The 18,219-nt window shown below is 39.2% G+C and carries 16 protein-coding genes; 6 read left to right on the top strand and 10 right to left on the bottom strand.

Going from position 1 to position 18,219, the window contains the following annotated elements; genetic code table 11:
• Window positions 1-8: 8 nt before the first annotated feature.
• The 6 genes from PHV30_04700 to PHV30_04675 form a co-directional block, all read right to left on the bottom strand.
• Window positions 9-860, bottom strand: coding sequence for an NADH-quinone oxidoreductase subunit H (locus tag PHV30_04700; GenBank protein MDD5456315.1), 852 nt, complete (start codon window positions 858-860; stop codon window positions 9-11).
• A complete protein-coding gene (locus PHV30_04695) occupies window positions 857-2,743 on the bottom strand; it encodes a proton-conducting transporter membrane subunit (GenBank protein ID MDD5456314.1) in 1,887 nt (628 codons plus the stop codon). The genes PHV30_04700 and PHV30_04695 overlap by 4 nt, the downstream gene beginning before the upstream one ends.
• 148 nt (window positions 2,744-2,891) lie before the next feature.
• On the bottom strand, window positions 2,892-5,258 hold the full coding sequence (locus PHV30_04690) for a sodium-translocating pyrophosphatase (GenBank protein MDD5456313.1): 2,367 nt from the start codon (window positions 5,256-5,258) through the stop codon (window positions 2,892-2,894).
• 106 nt (window positions 5,259-5,364) lie between these two features.
• The gene (locus PHV30_04685; GenBank protein MDD5456312.1) at window positions 5,365-5,982 is read right to left on the bottom strand and encodes a DedA family protein; all 618 of its coding nucleotides are present in this window, start codon (window positions 5,980-5,982) and stop codon (window positions 5,365-5,367) included.
• Between the two features lie 6 nt (window positions 5,983-5,988).
• A complete protein-coding gene (locus PHV30_04680) occupies window positions 5,989-6,234 on the bottom strand; it encodes a hypothetical protein (GenBank protein ID MDD5456311.1) in 246 nt (81 codons plus the stop codon).
• A gap of 73 nt (window positions 6,235-6,307) precedes the next feature.
• Entirely contained in the window at window positions 6,308-7,711 is a 1,404-nt protein-coding gene (locus PHV30_04675; GenBank protein MDD5456310.1) for a potassium transporter TrkG, read from the bottom strand.
• 72 nt (window positions 7,712-7,783) lie between these two features.
• On the opposite strand from PHV30_04675, the gene PHV30_04670 reads away from it, so the two are divergent.
• The 6 genes from PHV30_04670 to PHV30_04645 all read left to right on the top strand — a co-directional run bounded on the left by PHV30_04670 (window position 7,784) and on the right by PHV30_04645 (window position 15,395).
• Entirely contained in the window at window positions 7,784-10,414 is a 2,631-nt protein-coding gene (locus PHV30_04670) for a cation-translocating P-type ATPase (GenBank protein ID MDD5456309.1), read from the top strand.
• A 60-nt stretch (window positions 10,415-10,474) separates the two neighbouring features.
• Window positions 10,475-11,926, top strand: coding sequence for a glycerol kinase GlpK (glpK, locus tag PHV30_04665; protein MDD5456308.1), 1,452 nt, complete (start codon window positions 10,475-10,477; stop codon window positions 11,924-11,926).
• Window positions 11,926-13,326 (top strand): NAD(P)/FAD-dependent oxidoreductase, encoded by a 1,401-nt coding sequence (locus PHV30_04660; protein MDD5456307.1) that lies wholly within the window; start codon window positions 11,926-11,928, stop codon window positions 13,324-13,326. Before glpK ends, PHV30_04660 begins: the two co-directional genes overlap by 1 nt.
• Complete coding sequence (locus tag PHV30_04655) at window positions 13,313-14,224, top strand: FAD-dependent oxidoreductase (protein ID MDD5456306.1); 912 nt, start codon at window positions 13,313-13,315, stop codon at window positions 14,222-14,224. The genes PHV30_04660 and PHV30_04655 overlap by 14 nt, the downstream gene beginning before the upstream one ends.
• Before the next feature lie 88 nt (window positions 14,225-14,312).
• The gene (locus PHV30_04650) at window positions 14,313-14,558 is read left to right on the top strand and encodes a DUF1667 domain-containing protein (protein ID MDD5456305.1); all 246 of its coding nucleotides are present in this window, start codon (window positions 14,313-14,315) and stop codon (window positions 14,556-14,558) included.
• Window positions 14,559-15,395 carry a lysophospholipase gene (locus PHV30_04645; GenBank protein ID MDD5456304.1) on the top strand — a complete coding sequence of 279 codons (837 nt, stop codon included), beginning with the start codon at window positions 14,559-14,561 and terminating at the stop codon, window positions 15,393-15,395.
• Here PHV30_04645 and PHV30_04640 read toward each other — a convergent pair.
• The 4 genes from PHV30_04640 to PHV30_04625 all read right to left on the bottom strand — a co-directional run.
• The gene (locus PHV30_04640; GenBank protein MDD5456303.1) at window positions 15,382-16,266 is read right to left on the bottom strand and encodes a thioredoxin domain-containing protein; all 885 of its coding nucleotides are present in this window, start codon (window positions 16,264-16,266) and stop codon (window positions 15,382-15,384) included. The genes PHV30_04645 and PHV30_04640 overlap by 14 nt on opposite strands.
• 145 nt (window positions 16,267-16,411) lie before the next feature.
• Window positions 16,412-16,741, bottom strand: a complete 330-nt coding sequence (locus tag PHV30_04635) for a DMT family protein (GenBank protein MDD5456302.1) — start codon at window positions 16,739-16,741, stop codon at window positions 16,412-16,414.
• A gap of 12 nt (window positions 16,742-16,753) precedes the next feature.
• Window positions 16,754-17,839, bottom strand: a complete 1,086-nt coding sequence (corA, locus tag PHV30_04630; protein MDD5456301.1) for a magnesium/cobalt transporter CorA — start codon at window positions 17,837-17,839, stop codon at window positions 16,754-16,756.
• Between the two features lie 49 nt (window positions 17,840-17,888).
• On the bottom strand, window positions 17,889-18,219 hold a 331-nt coding region (locus PHV30_04625; protein ID MDD5456300.1), incomplete at its 5' end, for a DUF1018 domain-containing protein.

The following is an 18,219-nucleotide window of genomic DNA, read 5'->3' as shown; positions in this document are numbered from 1 at the left end:
TAAAACCTCTATCTAAAAATTGTTAAGGCAATAATATTGCCAAGCCCCAGAATAATAGCGATTATCCAGGAAGAACTTAAGGTATATTGCCATCTTAACCGGGCGAAAACATTGTCAATAAAAATTTCCAGGAAATAAACTGCCAGAACCAATAATATACCGATAACCGGAGTCACGGCATAGAATAAATATATAAAACCTATCAAAAAAGCTACTTCGTACCAGTGAGCTATTTCAATAAGGCCCAAGGCTGAACCTGAAAACTCAGTGGTTATCCCCTTCACAATTTCCTGATGACCATGATGTGATGTAGACAAATCAAAGGGTGATTTCCTTAATTTAATTGTAAGAACATACGCGAAACCAACGAATATGCCGGGCAAATATATGATCAGCGGTTCCGGGAAGGCGATAATATTTGCTATATAAAATGTTTTTGTTACCATATACATTCCCACAGCTGTTAAAATAACCATCGGCTCATAAGACATAAGCTGCAGCAGTTCTCTTTCCGCTCCGATATAACTGTATGGCGAACTGCCTTTATATCCGGCCAGAATAAAAAAGATCGCGGCCAAGGTTAAAGAAAAAATGACCAGAAGAAAATCCTCACCAGTAAAAAATAGCGCACCGGTAAAAACAATGAAGAGCAAATAAAAAAATATATATACATTTTGTGATCTTCTAACCACCATGTTTTCTTTTTGAAACAATTTATACACATCATAAAAGGGCTGCATTATGGGCGGTCCGTACCTTCGCTGCATTCTGGCAGTAATCTTTCTGTCTACACCAGTCACGATTCCGCCAATTACCGGAGCAAATATCAAATAAATAATAAATATAATTAATAAATTCATGCTGCTATACTCACCACCATAATAACCAGTATCATACTTGTCACAATAATACCCAGTTTGTTTAAACGCTGCTCGCCAAAATATTTTCCTAAATAGTAGTTTTTAAACTGTACATCTTTTATAACTCCCATAGGGGCTGTATATTGAATGCTACTATTAGCGTTCAGACCGGACAAGTAGGCATCAACAATTTTAACTTTAAACCGGTCTTTTTTGCTGGGCATACTGAAACGAAAAAGGATTACCAGGCCCATCATAATTGTCATAATTATTATATTGCCGCGGTTCATGGTTGTCGCATGTCCGTATATTGTAACCAGATATGGCTCAATAAATTGATGTGATACCACCGGAAAGAAAAAACAAACAGCTATAGTCAGGGTGGTTAAGACGTATAAAGCGGTCCACTCGGAAAGCTTAACCTGGGCCTCATTATCAGGCCGTTCCTGTAACACGGTTAATATTTTCCCCATCCATTTTACCCAAAAAAATAAAGTTGCCGAACCGCCGAATATTAAAATAACCGATAAACCGGGATTTGCGTCAACAACAGCCCTGAGCACGGCCCATTTGCTAATAAGCATCCCGAATGGCGCCAGAAACATACCGGCCATCCCGACCAAAAGCATCCAGCTTACCCTGGGCATATAAAAAATAAGTCCATCCATGTTTTCTATATTTCTGCTGCCGATTCGATGTTCTACTACACCAACGCACAGGAATAATAAACCTTTGGCAATTGCGTGAAAAATTATCAACAGCACGGCTGCCCAGATGGCTTCATAAGTTCCTATTCCGGCGCACATTATTACCAGGCCGAGGTTGGCAATTGTTGAATAAGCCAACACTTTCTTGGCGTCACTTTGTGATATTGCAATTAAAGAAGCAATCAGAAAAGTAAGACCTCCCACCGAAGCCACCATTAAGCCCGCAAAACTGTTTAGCAGTAAAGGAGCCATCTTGACCACCAGAAATACACCGGCCTTGACCATCGTGCTGGAATGCAACAAGGCTGATACAGGAGTGGGCGCTACCATGGCACCTAAGAGCCAGCTGGAAAAAGGTAGTTGCGCTGACTTTGTGAAACCGGCGATACAGAAAAAAATTACCGGCAACAAGACCAGTGTTTTATCCATAATCAGCATTTGGTCCAGCTCAACAACGCCGGTATTTAAAAATAAATAAATTATTCCGAAAATAAAAAAAATACCACCGAAAAGATTGATTGTCAGAGCATGAAAGGAGTTACGAATAGATTCCGCATTGCCTTTATAGCCTATTAAAATAAATGAAGATACTGTTGTTATTTCCCAGAAAAAATAAAACCACAGTAAATTGTTTGCAAAAACAATTCCAAACATTGCCGCTAAAAACAAAAAATTTATAAAAAAGAATAACGGTCTTTTGTCTTTTAATTTATCATCCGTATGTTCATGCAGTTCTTGCATATATCCGATGGAATAAATGCAGATTAAGCTGCCGATTATTCCAATTATAAGCGCCATAACTATTGATAATTTATCAATATAGAGATTGTACATGGGGTGTACCATCTTGCCATAACTTGTCTCAAACCAGAAAATTATTGCTGTCTGAATAATAACTAATAACAAAGCAAAATATTTTTTGTGCTTTAAGCTTAATCCCAGCAAAATAATTGTTATTACCAGCTCGCCAAAAAAAATAAATTGTTCTGTCCAGGGAAATTCTGCGTGAAAATATTGTCCCTGGCCAAAATGAACGAAGAGAATTGATAAAGAAGCAACGATGATAACGGCCGATGAAACAAGAACTAATATGTTGCGGATAAAGTTGTTTCTAAATATTAAAAATAACCACGAAACGGCAAAAGGAAAACACAGCAAAAAAACAATTAATTCCACACGATATCCTATCTTAAATTAAAATTGACATTATCTGATTCCAAGTGTTTTGAAAACATCTTAAAAACCGATGACTTTAAAAAAAACAAACGAAATTCTAATACGCTCTTACAATAATGTAAAGAGCGTATTATTCAGTTCTCAAATATTAAGAAGCGCTACTTCTGATCCTCATTTCATGAAAGGATCTGAGAATAAAAAACAATGCTGTTATAAACAATATAGCAGCTACGCCTACATCCACAACTCTTTGCAGACCAAGTCCTAGTTCAATAGCTAACAGACCGAATAAAGTTGTAAACTTAATAATCGGATTGATGGATACTGAGGTTGTATCTTTAAACGGATCGCCTACAGTATCGCCTACAACAGTCGCGGCATGAAGTTCTGTTCCTTTAGCCATAAGCTCAACTTCTACGATTTTTTTTGCGTTATCCCATGAACCGCCTGCGTTTGCCATAAAAATAGCTTGATACAAACCAACAATTGCTATAGAAATCAGATAGCCAATAAAAAAGTATGGCTCAACTAATGCAAAGGCTAGAGTACTGAAAAAAACTGCCAGGAAAATATTAACCATACCCTTTTGTGCGTACCTAGTACAAATTGCCACAACCTTTTTGCTATCGTCTATCGAAGCTTTGTCTGAACTTCCATCCAGCTTGATATTTTTTTTGATAAACTCTACAGCGTGATATGCGCCAGTTGAAACAGCATGAATAGATGCGCCGCTGAACCAAAAGATCATGGCAGCGCCTACAATCATTCCGAAAAGAAATGGCGGATGCATTATCGAAAGATTGGCCAATAGTGACGGATTTAATTTTTGGGTTAAAATTACAATAATAGAAAAAATCATGGTAGTAGCGCCAACGACCGCTGTCCCGATAAGTACAGGCTTTGCCGTAGCTTTAAAAGTGTTGCCCGCGCCATCATTTTCTTCCAAAAATTTCTTGCCGTTTTCAAAATCAGGATCAAAACCGAAGTCCTTTTTAATCTCTTCTTTGATGTTGGGTATTGTTTCAATTAAAGACAATTCATAAATCGATTGTGCATTATCTGCTACCGGACCATAAGAATCCACTGCAATGGTCACCGGACCCATGCCCAAAAATCCGAAAGCCACGAGACCAAAAGCAAATATTGCAGGAGCCAGCATATATGGCGCAAACCCCATCAGGCTTATAAAATAAGCCACAACCATTAGCGACAATATCGCCATGCCGATCCAATAAGCGCTAAAATAACCCACAGTTAGTCCTGATAATATATTAAGAGATGATCCTCCCTGTTTGGATGAATTTAATACATGCTGAACATGGGAGGAATTTGTGGATGTAAAAACTTTAACCAGCTCAGGAATCAAAGCGCCGGCAATGGTGCCGCAGGAAATAATGCTGGCAAGCTTCCACCATAAGGTACCATCACCCAAATTTTTGATGAGAACAAAGGTCACCAGATAAGTTAAAACAATGGAAACAGCAGAAGTTATTATAACTAAAGATGTTAACGGATGCTCAAAATTCATTTTGGTTTTATTGCCATATAATATTTTGGCAATATAATCATTCAGCCAATATGAGGTTGCGCTGGCAATAATCATAGCCAGGCGCATTACAAATATCCAGACTAAAAGCTTGGCCTGCATTGCCGGCTCGAAAACCGCAACGAGAATAAAGGAAATAAGCGCAACTCCTGTAACGCCATATGTTTCGAATCCATCAGCGGTTGGCCCAACAGAATCTCCGGCATTATCACCAACACAATCGGCAATAACTCCTGGATTTCTGGCATCGTCTTCTTTTATATTAAATACTATTTTCATCAAGTCTGAACCGATATCGGCTATTTTTGTAAAAATACCGCCCGCTATTCTTAGCACGGAGGCACCTAAAGATTCACCGATGGCAAAGCCGATAAAACATGGCCCTGCGTAGTTTTTATCAATAAAGAGAAGAATACAAATCATTACAAAAAGTTCAATACTGATTAGAAGCATTCCGATGCTCATTCCGGCTTTAATGGGTATCGCATAGGTTAAAAAAGGCTTTCCTCTAAGGCTGGAAAAAGCGGAACGTGAATTTGCCAGGGTATTTATCCTCATACCAAACCAGGCAACTATGTAGCTTCCGGCAATACCAATCAGACTGCAGGCAAGGATTAAAACAATCTTGGACACGGTAAAGTGAGTAACCAGTCCAAAATAAGCAACAATAATAAGGCCAACCAGAAATTCCAGGATCAAGAGGAACTTGCCCTGAGTTATTAAATAAGTTTTACATGTTACATAAATCAGCTCGGAAATATCCCTCATGGATTTGTGGATATTAATCTTTTTTATCTGCAAGTATTGAACATACCCGAATAAAAAGCCAAAAATACAGATTAAGAGTCCATAAAACAGAATTGTACGACCATCAATGTTTAAAAAAGAAACACTTTTTAAATCCGGCAGAATAAGATCCGCCTCTCCGGCGAATAAGCCTCCTGATAAATATAATATCAATGCACTCAACCAAAACTTCCTCATAATTTTCATCAAAACACTCCCTTTCTAAAATTTTAGTCCTCTTAAAGTTTATGTTAAAAAAACGTTTAGTTCAATAGTTTAAAACAAACAATTATTTCTTTTTTTTCATTAGCTGCAGATGCTTATAAACAAACCAGCCCAGTGCTGTTATGATCAGTGCAATAACGGCTATATCTACATACTTGCTGTACTTCATAACCTCTTCCCAGTTTTGTTTTAAATAAAATCCGCAAACCGCCAGGAACATATTCCAGCAACTGGCTCCCAGTATTGTATAAATTGAAAACCTAAAAATGTTCATACGTGCATATCCGGCCGGCAAGGAAATCAAATGCCTGATAACCGGTATAAATCTGGTAAAAAATATAGTTGGCTGACCATATTTCTGGAAAAATTTTTCAGTCACTTCCAGATCATGATTGTTTAATAAAAAAAATCTGCCGAACTTGTTCAAAAACGGTTTCCCGCCATAAGCGCCTATAAAGTAAGAAACCAGGGAACCAGTGATACTTCCTAGGGTGCTGATGATAAGTACCAGAGAAAAGCTGAATTGTCCTGTGGCTATCAAAAAGCCTGCGAAGGGCATAACCGCTTCGCTGGGCACAGGAAGCACCATGCTTTCCATAACCATAAGCATAAATACGCTCAGATAACCAGTCGCAGAAATAAACGCTGTAATATAACCTGCCAAAAACTCAGTTATGCCCACAATGTTTTATTTTTCTTTATAAATATTCCATACAGCCCAGAGAATGGATGCGGTTGCCAGAAAAAAAACAACATATAAAGATTCGATCGGCATATTAATATTCAGCACATAAACCAAATCATAAAATACATATATGGCGAAAGTTAATGCTATAAACCAGCCGAAATCCTTTTTCTTTTTTGTAGCCAGTAAAATGCCCAGTATTGCTACCGCGAATTCTAATATAATAGATAAATAATGTAAAATGATCATGTTAATTCCTCCTGTCTAATTCTTACAGAATGATTTTATTTAATTATCTCCTTTCTAAAAAATTTCAAAAGCTTTATACTGCCAAATCTTCTTTTTTTATTTTTTTGATGTTAAACAAATTAACATTGGGCTTTAAAAACATTGCCGCACCAAAAGTAATAAGCCCGGCTCTGCCTATTATCATTAATGAAATAACAATCAATTTCCCTGCATTATTAAGGCTGGAAGTAATTCCCGTGCTTAATCCCACTGTACTTAATGCTGAAGCGCATTCAAAGATAATATCAATAATATCAAACGAACTTGTTAATGACAATAAATATATACCCAAGCAAAAAAACATAAAATACAACGCCCCGCTGGCAGCAGCAGTCAGCACACGTTCTCTGGGGATTTCTCTCCCAAGGAATCTAATCTCTGTTTCTCCCCTTGATACACTCCTCATTAAACCAAGAATAGCAGTAAAGGAAGTTGTCCTGATCCCCCCTCCCGTGCCAGAAGGAGAAGCCCCTATTATCATCATCATAGTCAAAAGCAGTAAGGTCGCTCGTGAAAATGTAGCCATCCCCACAGTATTGAATCCCGCTGTTGAGTGGGCTGAAATAACCTGGAAAAAACATATCAACAATTTTTCTTTCCAGGGATAATTATGAAGTGAAGGTTCTGTAAAATACATTAAAAGAGTCCCTATGGTTACCAAAAAAACTGTAGTCTTGAGAATTATCTGGCTGGTAAAAGTAATTTTTTTTATTTTACCTGTAAGTTTCAGCCATAGATCAATAAAAACTATAAAGCCCAAAGCTCCCAGCAGACTTAATAAAGATATGGTTGCGTTAACCCATAGATGGCTCCTGTAGTTCATAAAATTATTGTTAAAGGTACTGAGCCCTGCAGTACAAAAAGCAGAAACACTATGAAACACTGCATGCCATACCGGGTTTGGAACACCTTCTTTCAAAAAAACAAAATAAAGCAATATGCTGCCACACAATTCAATAAGAAAAGTAAAAAATATCACTGCTTTTATAAATGTTTCTATTTTGAAAGTTTCCGGCACACTAAACACCGTTTTGTTTACACTGGCCACTTCTGTCGGTAAATCCTTTCGCCTGGTTAAGATGATAAAAGAACTCCAGGTCATAAAACCAATGTTGCCCAACTGAATTAAAATCAGTATTACAAGCTGCCCAAAGAAGCTATAAGATCCTGCTATTGAAACAGTTACAAGCCCTGCACCAGAAACTGCTGAGGTTGTAATAAAAAGATTATCAATCATATTTATATATCTGCTTTGCATAAAGGGCAAAGATAGGATTGCGAGCCCGCATACTATATAAAACAAATAACCTACGATAGTAAGCGTTACCGGGTTTATTTGGTCTTTTTTCCCCAACCCTGTTTCACTAATAACCGAGGTTTTCTTTAAAATGAATTTTACCGGCATGAATAATTTGTTTAGCATATGAACAACAAGCATGAATGATACTCCAAAAAAAACATTTGTTCAACGTTTTGACCGTCAAAATACAATTTGCTAAAATGAACTTACATGCTGAGCAATTTTAGTAGCCGCGATATTTCCGAGATCTACGAAATTCTTAATTCCTCACCACAGGGATTAAATCAAAAAAGCATACAAAAAAAACTAACTGAATTCGGTCTGAACGAAATTCCTGATCTGAAGAAAAAAAATCTCTTTGAGAAGTTGCTGGACCAACTGCTGGAGCCTATCGTCATAATTTTATTTATCGCTTCCATCCTGGCCTTATTTGTAGGAGATTTGCTGGATGCCACTGTTATTCTGGGTGTAGTAATAATTAACACCTTGATAAGCCTTTTCCAGGAAGGAAAATCAGAAAAAGCGGTTGATGCTCTAAAAAAAATGCTTACGCCTGAAGCCAAGGTAATTCGCGACAATAACCTGGAGATTCTTTCCGTAAAATTTATTGTGCCAGGAGATATTCTGGTTTTTGAGGCCGGTGATATTATTCCCTGTGACTCAAGAATAATAGAAGCAAACAATTTGCTGGTAGATGAATCTCATTTAACAGGCGAAAGCGAACCTGTAGCCAAAATGTCTGCCGCTCTCAAAGAGGGCCATGTTCAGCTTTATGAAATGATGAATATTGTTTTTACCGGCAGTAAGGTTGTGGGTGGTACGGGAAAAGCAGTGGCTATTAAAACCGCCAGGGATACAGAAGTAGGGAAAATAGCTAAAAATATTTCCGATGCCAAACAGGAAAAAACTCCACTACAAAAAAAAATCGACAAGGAAATCAATATTCTGGTAAAAATTGCTCTGGCTTCTGCCGGCGCTGTCTTCTTTTTAGGTTTATTTCGCAATTTCGGTTTGGAAGTATCCTTGCTTACATCCATAAGTATAATGGTCGCTGTATTTCCGGAAGGTCTTCCGGCCTCCATTACTATCAGCTTATCCATGGCCGTGAACCGTCTGGCTAAAAATTCTGTTATTATAAAAAAACTATCCTCGGTAGAAACGCTTGGAAATGTTGACTTCATTTGCTCAGATAAGACCGGAACCATTACCAAACATAACATGACAGTTAAAGAACTTTTTCTGGAGCATAATTTTTATACATCTGCCGAACTACTCAGTCTTTTGGCAGAAGGTGAAACTCAGCTTCTCAATGAAATTTTCCTGATTTCTCATCTTTGCTCCACTGCCGAGGTTGAAGAGAGCGAAGGCAATTTCGTAAAAGAAATTGGAGATCCTACAGAAATCAGTTTAATTAAAATCGCCTATTTACTGGGCTTTAAAAAATCGCAATTTGCCACCTATGAAAGCTTGGAAGTATTGCCGTTTTCTTCTGAAAAAATGCTCTCTGCCAATATTATTATTTCTAAAGATAAACAAAAGGAACTTATTGTTAAAGGTGCGCCGGAAAAAATCTTGGACCTCTGCAATTTTATCTCAATCAAAAATAACCAAAAATTATTGGATACGCACGAGAAGCAGCATATTTTAAAAGAACTTATGCAAAAATCCGAAAAAGGTTACAGATTGATTGCTTTTGCCAAAAAACCTCTGGGTGAAAACCGTTCAGAAATAGAACAACATATGAACAAACTGATTTTTTTAGGTTGCGCTGTAATTTATGACCCACCCAAGGATGAGGTCCTGGGGGTTATAAGGACGGCCAAGGCAGCCAACATCAATGTGGTTATGATTACCGGCGATAGCAAAAAAACCGGGTTTTCAATTGCCGAAAGTGTGGGAATAGCCACAACTATTGATGAATGTCTGGAGGGAAAGGAACTGGAAAGCTTAACTGCCGCTGACAGACAAAAAGCAATCGAAAACACCCGTGTCTATGCTAGAGTTGCCCCTCTGGATAAACTGCTAATTATAAGTGAACTGAAATCTCTGGGCCATGTTGTTGCCATGACCGGAGACGGTGTAAATGACGCGCCTGCTTTAAAGAGGGCGGATGTCGGAATTGCCATGGGTCGGGCAGGTACTCAGGTAGCGCAGGAAGCCGCCCATATTATTCTGACGGATGATAACTTTTCAACTATTGTAAATGCTATTAAAGAAGGTCGCATCATCTACCAAAACCTGAAAAAACTTATTACCTATCTTATAACTAATAATCTTGGAAAAATTTTGGCCATCATAGTTATGCCGTTGTTAGGATATCCCCTGCCCTTAACACCCCTGCAAATCCTCTGGTCCAATGTTATCCAGGAATCTTTTCCCAGCGTGGGTATCTCGATTGACCCTGGAACCGAACATATTATGAAACAAAAACCTGTAAAAGCAGGTGACCCGTTAATTTATACCTCTGAAAGGATTCGTATGTTAATTGACGGTACAATTTTCGGTTTGGCAATAATGGCCGGCTATCTGTTAACCTTCCATCTGACAAAAAATAAAGATGTAGCTATCACCGCATCCTTTATTGTTACTCTTTTATCTCCTCAGTTTTATATTTTTGTTTTACGTGACGGTAATCTCTGGCAAAAAATCGCTGCTCCCAATATGTTGTTAAAAACATTTTTCGTTTTCAGTCTGGGATTAATTCTGGTTATGGTCTATGCTCCATGGTTCAATCTGATTTTTAATACGGTATCGATTATGGATATCCGGGTATGGGGGCTTATTTTGGGACTTTCTGTTATCTCTCCGTTTTTCAGATTGTTCACCGCCTTTATTAAATAACCGGCAAGTTTAAAAATCTAATTCTTCCATTTTTCTTGTTTTTCTTGTTATCATATGTTCATGACGATTCTCGCAATTGACCAAGGAACAACCGGGACTACCACCGTTCTTTATAATAAAGAAGGCCGCATTTTAAAAAAAGCATACCGTGAGTTTACCCAGATTTACCCGAAACCCGGCTGGGTGGAACATGACCCTCTGGAAATCTGGAATACGGTTGTAGAAACCGTTAATGAAGTCAGTTCTGCTTATCCTGATAAAATATTGGCTCTCGGGCTTACCAATCAGCGTGAAACCACGGTTATCTGGGATAAAAAAACCAGCCTGCCCGTTTATAACGCTATTGTCTGGCAATGCCGACGTACAGCGTCTATCTGTGATTCTTTGCGCGAACATCAGGATATGGTTAAACAAAAAACCGGCCTGCCTCTGGATGCCTATTTCAGTGCCACTAAAATAATGTGGATTTTAAAAAACATTCCGGACCTGAACATTTCAGACCTGCTTTTTGGGACAATCGACACCTGGCTAATCTGGAAACTGACAAATGGAAATGTCCATGCCACAGACTATACCAACGCGTCCCGGACTATGCTTTATAATATCTTTTCCAAAAATTGGGATAGCGAATTGTTGTCGTTATTTGAGGTCCCCGAGCATATTCTGCCTGATGTAAAAAATTCTTGCGCTGATTTCGGCTACATTGAAACCATTCCAGCCCTTAAAGGAACTCGTGTTTCAGGGGTTGCCGGAGACCAGCAGGCTGCTTTATTCGGACAGACCTGCTTTTACCCCGGTGAAATTAAAAACACCTATGGCACTGGTTGTTTCATTATGATGAACACGGGGGATAAACCTTTTCTTTCCAAACAAGGTCTCATTACCACGCTGGCTGTTAATGAACTCGGTCATCCCTGTTTTGCCCTGGAAGGTTCAATCTTTATAGGAGGCGCTGTTATACAGTGGCTTAGGGATGAGCTAGGCCTGGTGCAAAAAGCTTCTGACAGCGAACAAATTGCCGTATCTGTCGCCGATAATAATGGCGTTTATATAGTGCCAGCCTTTGTAGGACTGGGCGCACCGCACTGGGATATGCAGGCCAGGGGGATTATTGCCGGTCTCACGCGCGGTTCCAATAAAAAACATCTTGTTCGCGCTGCACTGGAGTCAATGGCCTATCAGAGTGCGGATGTTGTCAATATTATGGAAAGCGAATCAGAAATTCCTATAAAAGAATTGAAAGTTGATGGTGGAGCTGTTGCCAATAATTTTTTAATGCAATTTCAGTCTGACATCTTAAATAAAACCATCCTGCGGCCCATTGTGATTGAATCAACTTCCCTGGGCGCTGCCATGCTCGCGGGCCTGAATTGCTCATTCTGGAAAAACACCGCCGAGCTGAAAAAAACCAAAACTATTGATACGTCCTTTACTCCTCATATGGAAACAAATCTCCGTCAAAAACTTCTTTCGGGCTGGCAGCATGCTGTCCGACAGGCCAAAACCAGATAATGTTTGATGTTATTATTATCGGGGGAGGAATTGTCGGAGCTTGTATTGCCCGTGAACTCAGCAAATTCAAGCTGGACGTTGTTCTGCTGGAAAAAGAACCTGAATGTTCCTTTGGTGTTTCCAAATCCAACAGCGGCATAGTTCACACCGGGTTTCAGTCTCCTGCCGATACACTAAAAGCCAAGCTCGCCGTGCGTGGTAATGAATTATATTCCCAGCTTGCCCTTGAGTTAAATTTCCCGCTACATCGGGTCGGAGAATTAATTGTAGCCTCTTCCGCGGAAAAAACGAAACTTCTTGAGCTCTACAATAATGCGCAGGAACTATGCATACCGGGTGTTTCTATCGTAGACAGGAACTGGCTAATACAAAACGAACCTGCCCTGCTTCCCGATATAGAATGGGCTCTGCTCGGAGAAACTGCCGGCATTACCAATCCTTATGAAATTGTATATGCTTTAATTGAAAATGCTCAGGCAAATGAATTAATTGTGAAATGTGAGGAAAAAGTATTAGGAATTCAACGAAATGACCTCTATTGGGAAATTAAAACTTCCAAAGATATTTACAGCACAAAATTTGTTATAAACGCCGCAGGACTCTTTGCTGACGAGGTTTCCAGGCTGGCTGGAGTTAAGTGTGAAGATATCCTGCCCCGCAAAGGACAGGAATTTTTATTAGACAGGCACCATGGATATATTACCAGGCGTGTCATATTTCCATTACCCAAAGAACACTCCAAAGGTATCCTTATAATTCCAACTGTTGACCATAACACCATGATCGGGCCCACTGCCGAGGATGTTCAGGATAAAACCGACCTAAGCACAACCGTTGAAGGCAAACAAAAAGTCATTAAAAGCATTCAGGAACTTATTGCCGCTATTCACGAAAAAACTATCATTGCCAGCTTTGCCGGGCTTCGGCCCGTAGCCACCACAGATGATTTTCATATAAGAGAGGACAAGGAGGGCTTTATCAACTGCCTGGGCATACAGTCTCCCGGGCTTACCGCAGCACCTGCCATAGCCGAAATGGTTGTAAGCATGATAAGACAAACTTTGCGACCTGAAAATAAGGATAGTTTCCAGCCTTTTCGCCAAGCAATACCGCGCTTCCGGGATATGACCCATGAGCAAAGAAATGAGCTGGTTTTGGCAGACCCTGATTACGGTGAAGTTGTTTGTCGCTGTGAGCTGGTTACCAGGGCTGAGATTAAAGAAGCTGTACGCCGGGGCGCTAAAACATTGGATGGCATCAAATTTCGCACCCGCTGCCAGATGGGTAGATGTCATGGTTCGTTTTGCACCATGAAAATTATGACTATACTCAGGCAAGAACTGGGTATTGCTTACTCAGACATTACCAAAAGAGGTGCAGGCACAAATGTTGTCTTATAATCTGATTGTTATCGGCGGCGGACCAGCAGGCATGGCAGTAGCTTACAGTGCTTATCAGGCCGGGCTAAAAAAAATCCTTCTGATTGAAAGACAGGCAAAACTTGGCGGCATATTAAACCAATGTATCCATATTGGTTTTGGCCTGCATTATTTCAAAGAGGAGCTTACGGGGACGGAATATGCTGCCCGCTACAGAAAACTTCTTCTGGAAGCTGATATCGAAATTGTTACATCCAGCTTTGTTGTGAAGGTGGAAAGTCCGAACATTGTAACTTATATAAACCGAAGCGGTGAATTCAGCGCACAGGGCAAGTACCTTGTGCTGGCTACGGGCTGCAGGGAACGGACCCGCGAGATGCTTACTGTTCCGGGTACCAGGCCGGCCGGTATTTTTACAGCCGGTCTTGCCCAGGAAATGATTAACCTGCATGGTTTGCTGCCGGGCAAAAAGGTTGTGCTTGTCGGGTCCGGCGATATCGGGCTGATCATGGCGCGACGACTGACGTTGGAAGGAGCGAAAGTCCTGGCTGTGCTGGAAATAAACAAAAACTTGTCCGGGCTTATCAGGAACAAGATTCAGTGCCTTGATGATTTCAATATTCCTTTGCTATGCGAACATGAACTTCTGGAGATAGCAGGAAAAAACCGGGTTGAAGGTATTCGTTTTATTGATCGTCAAAACGGAACAGAAAAAAGTCTGGCTTGTGATACCATCCTCTTTTCAGTTGGTCTTATTCCAGAAAAGGATCTGCTTGTTGATGCAGGGCTGGAACCCGATGAAAACCTTTTTGTAATCGGTAATGCGGCTTATATCCATGATCTGGCTGATAAAGCTACAAAAGAGGCTGAAGAACTGGGCAAAAAAATAGCTGACAAAGAAGGAGTAAATCATTACTGATAACAAAATAATCTGTATTGTTTGTCCCAATTCCTGCGAGTGCCGGGTAGAAAATGGCCGGGTAACGGGCGCCAAATGCAAACGTGGTATAGACTTTTGCCTTGATGAGATCATTACTCCGAAAAGAATAATTACCACCAGCGTAAAACTAAATACAGCAAACGGTATAGAACAAATCCCGGTAAAAACCGCTCAAAAAGTGCCTTTAAAGGAAATACCCGCTCTTATGCGTAAAATTAAAACCCTTCATTTCGAAATAAAACCGGTTTTGAGCGCGATTATTGAAAATAAAGAACTTTTAGGGGATATCTCCCTGATTGTAACCGGAGAGTAGATGCACAACCAGGATTTTACCTTTAAAGCTGAAGACGGAATAAATCTTTCGGCACGGTGTTGGTTGCCGGAAACAACCCCGAAAGCTGTTATTATTTTGGTCCATGGGATTGGTGAACATAGCGGCAGATATGAAGAATTGGCCGCCTTTTTTACGGCTAACAATATTTGTATTATGGCTTTTGACCTTCGCGGGCATGGCAAGTCCGAAGGAAAGCGCGGGCATACGCCCTCTTATTCAAACTGGATGAAGGACCTGAAAATTTTTATTGATATTTGCCGTAAAAAATTCCCTGATCTTCCTTTTATTCTCTATGGTCATAGTCTGGGAGGCAACCTGGCGATAAACTATATTTTGCGTTACAAGCCCGAGCTGGCCGGAGCTATAGCCACCAGCCCTGAGCTGCGGCTCGCCTTTAAGCCAGCTTTTTGGAAACGATGGCTGGCCCAGTTTATAAATTTCTGTTGGCCGTCACTCACCATGCCTTCTGGCCTGGAAGTTGATTTTATATCACATGATCCTCAGGTTATTGAGGCTTACAAGGTTGATCCGCTGGTACATGATCGCATTTCAGCGCGCTGCTATACCGGATTCATGAAGGCTGGAGAATGGGCTATCAAAAATTCATCAAATTTATGCCTGCCCTTGCTCCTGTTACATGGCAGCGAAGACCATATTACATCCGCGCCCGCAAGCGAAGAATTCGCTTCAAAGGCCGGAAAGCTCTGTGTTTTTAGATTATGGAATGGTTACTATCATGAACTGCATAATGAGCTAGAAAAAGCTAAGGTTTTTAACTATATCTTGGATTGGATAAAAACAATTATCTATAAATAAATCTTTTAAGTCTTACATACCATGGTTGTTTTTCAGATTTTCCCTGTGTTTTGGTTTCAGGCTCTTTATAACCATAAAAATCCTCAGGCAGACCGATAATCTCAAAATCAAACTCCTCAGCATACGTTTTCATTGATCTGCAACCCAATATAGTTTTTTGAAGTTCTCCTTTTTCAAAATATAAAAAAGCAGGTGTACCCCTAATTACATCCTTATAATCTTTATGGGGTAAAATGTTGTCTTCGATGGCAGCAATGTAAATTTTAATATCACCGTAAAGATAGCTCTTATGCTCATCAAGTTGTCTGATAGCTGACTTGCATGGGTAGCAACCTTCCTGCCAGAATAACACCAGGGTTTTACCCGGATCCCCTAAAATCATCTTGTCGAATATTTGTCGTTGTCCTTTAAGTATCATGTTATAAATTTCCTGTCCGGGAATTATTTCTCCGGATAATCTAATCAGTTCCATTAAAGCTTTTTTATCTGTTTGCTTTATTTCCAGGCTTTCCAGTTCACCGGCTTCCTCTTCCGTAATTTCACCCTTAACGCTTAACTCTTTTCTGGAGCTACTATATGAAAACTTATTGTAGCGCTGCGTAAATTTCCTGATTTCGTCTGTTATGGTTATTTTAACAGTGCTAACAATTTTTGCCTGAAGCCAATCATATATCTGAGAAAAATTATCTGAAGTCAGGTTAATATTGCCATCCTCATCCAGCAATTCCGGATATTCGGAAAACATAGCCCAAAAGGTTTCCAGATGCTGCTGTGGGATACCGTTAAAATGCTCACGACTAATCCTGGCTGTGGGTAGCTTCAGAATTGGTATTGTATTTGCAAGAATAGCGATTATTTTAGTGTTTAGCATTTTAAAACCTTTTTATCATAAACTTATCGAAAAAATTTCCGGGACGTTTCAATAAAAATAAAGTAGAGAAGGATATTCGGCTCGTTAAAACCCTCTCCATTCAGGAGAGGATTGGCCCTTGGTCCGGGGTTAGGTTAAGGCAGCCCTACCATTTCTTAAAAATTACAAACACCGCTACCGCAATTAAAGCAAAACCAACTAAATAGTTCCATTTAAAGCTTTCTTTCAGATAAAGGACTGAAAAAAAAGAAAAAATAACCAGGTTGATAACTTCCTGGATGGTCTTCAATTGCGCCGCGTTAAAGTGTGCATATCCGATACGATTGGCCGGCACCTGGAAGCAGTATTCGGCAAAGGCTATTATCCAGCTAACAAAAATAGCTATCCATATAGGAGATTTCGTAAACCTCAAGTGCCCATACCAGGCCACTGTCATGAAGATGTTAGAAATTGTCAGTAAAACAATGGTAGCCATAAACTATCTTCACTAAAACCACTTCTTGGTTTTAAAATAAACAAGCATAGAAATAAAAATAACAGCCATGATGGTTAGGGCCATGGGGTAACCGAAATGCCAGCCAAGTTCGGGCATATATTTAAAATTCATACCATAAAGACTGGCAATAAAGCTTAATGGCATAAAAATCGTAGCAATTACAGCCAAAACTTTCATAATCTCATTCAGCTTATTATTTATGCTGGTTACATAAATATCCAGTAAAACCGTAACCATATCTCTGCATGTCTCAATAATATCGATTAATTGAACTGTATGATTGTATACATCCCGTATAAATACTTTGCTTGATTCTGAAACGATACTGGATTCCTCTCTTAAAAATTCATTTATAACATCTCTTAAGGGCCAGATTGATCTTCTTAAATAGGTTATTTCTCTTTTTAACTTATGTATTGATTCTATTGTTTTTATATCAGGATCTTTAATAATATCAGTTTCCATTTCTTCAATAGTTTCTCCGATTTTTTCCAAAATACTGAAACAATAATCAACTATTGCGTCAATTAATGAATAGGCCAGATAGTCTGCCTTCAGGGCTCTTATTTTCCCGCGATTGTTCCTGATCCTGTCGCGGATACATTCAAAAACATCTCCTTCTTTATCTTCCTGAAAGGAAACAACCAGGTCTTTGGTTATTATCAGGCTAACCTGTTCAATGTCTATTTCGTTCCTTTCTTTATTATCCTCCAACATTTTTAACAGTATAAAAATATAATCTCCGAAGTCCTCATATTTCGGCCTTTGCGAAGTATTGGTCAGATCCTCGATAACAAGAGGATGCAAGCCCAGCATTTCTTCCACGTCTTTTATTATTTTATGGTCATGAACCCCGTCAATGTTTATCCAGGAAATGCTCTTCTTTTCTTTGTAATCAAGATATTCCCTAACTTCTTTCAGTTCTTTTTCTTCAAATTTATCTTCAGAGTAGCTAAAAAGTGTAATTTTAACGTAATCGCCGGGTTTTCCAGCGGTATTCAGAGTGGCAGCATGTAAAGCGCATTCACTCTTTACGGGATTTTCAACAAGTTTTTTTTGTTTAGTTTTATTAAACATATTTAAATAATATACTATTTACCAAATTTATAACAATTATGTTTTCACTTTAATGTTTTTCAATTATTTTTTTTAAGGATTCTATAAGCTTTGAAGCATCTTTTTTGGAAATTTCATTAAGGTTATTCTGTTTATAATATTTCCTGATGAAATTATTCAGATGTTCTTCTGTCCATTTAAGCTGGTTACCCAAATACTGGACATACAATTTTTGTTTTATCGTCAATCCGTTCTGGTTGAGCTTGTAGTATTTGCTTCGAACAAAATAATGCATAAGCTTCCTGAACTTTTGTTCATCCAGGTCTTTGGAGGTTGTAACACCTGCAATGTTATGCAATATCTTGCGATAATCATCATCTGACAACTGTAATTCCTTTTTT

The organism is Candidatus Margulisiibacteriota bacterium, from assembly GCA_028715625.1.
Lineage (GTDB): Bacteria > Margulisbacteria > Riflemargulisbacteria > GWF2-35-9 > GWF2-35-9 > JAQURL01.
The sequence above is the reverse complement of the archived record's forward strand: the minus strand, read 5'-3'. Positions and strand labels throughout refer to the sequence as shown.

What these genes read in the sequence shown, in the direction of transcription:
- PHV30_04700 (MDD5456315.1), bottom strand. Translation starts at nt 860, where the DNA reads ATGAATTTATTAATTATATTTATTATTTATTTGATATTTGCTCCGGTA.
- PHV30_04680 (MDD5456311.1), bottom strand. Translation starts at nt 6,234, where the DNA reads ATGATCATTTTACATTATTTATCTATTATATTAGAATTCGCGGTAGCA.
- PHV30_04675 (MDD5456310.1), bottom strand. Translation starts at nt 7,711, where the DNA reads ATGCTTGTTGTTCATATGCTAAACAAATTATTCATGCCGGTAAAATTC.
- PHV30_04670 (MDD5456309.1), top strand. Translation starts at nt 7,784, where the DNA reads ATGCTGAGCAATTTTAGTAGCCGCGATATTTCCGAGATCTACGAAATT.
- glpK (MDD5456308.1), top strand. Translation starts at nt 10,475, where the DNA reads ATGACGATTCTCGCAATTGACCAAGGAACAACCGGGACTACCACCGTT.
- PHV30_04660 (MDD5456307.1), top strand. Translation starts at nt 11,926, where the DNA reads ATGTTTGATGTTATTATTATCGGGGGAGGAATTGTCGGAGCTTGTATT.
- PHV30_04655 (MDD5456306.1), top strand. Translation starts at nt 13,313, where the DNA reads ATGTTGTCTTATAATCTGATTGTTATCGGCGGCGGACCAGCAGGCATG.
- PHV30_04645 (MDD5456304.1), top strand. Translation starts at nt 14,559, where the DNA reads ATGCACAACCAGGATTTTACCTTTAAAGCTGAAGACGGAATAAATCTT.
- PHV30_04640 (MDD5456303.1), bottom strand. Translation starts at nt 16,266, where the DNA reads ATGCTAAACACTAAAATAATCGCTATTCTTGCAAATACAATACCAATT.
- PHV30_04635 (MDD5456302.1), bottom strand. Translation starts at nt 16,741, where the DNA reads ATGGCTACCATTGTTTTACTGACAATTTCTAACATCTTCATGACAGTG.
- corA (MDD5456301.1), bottom strand. Translation starts at nt 17,839, where the DNA reads ATGTTTAATAAAACTAAACAAAAAAAACTTGTTGAAAATCCCGTAAAG.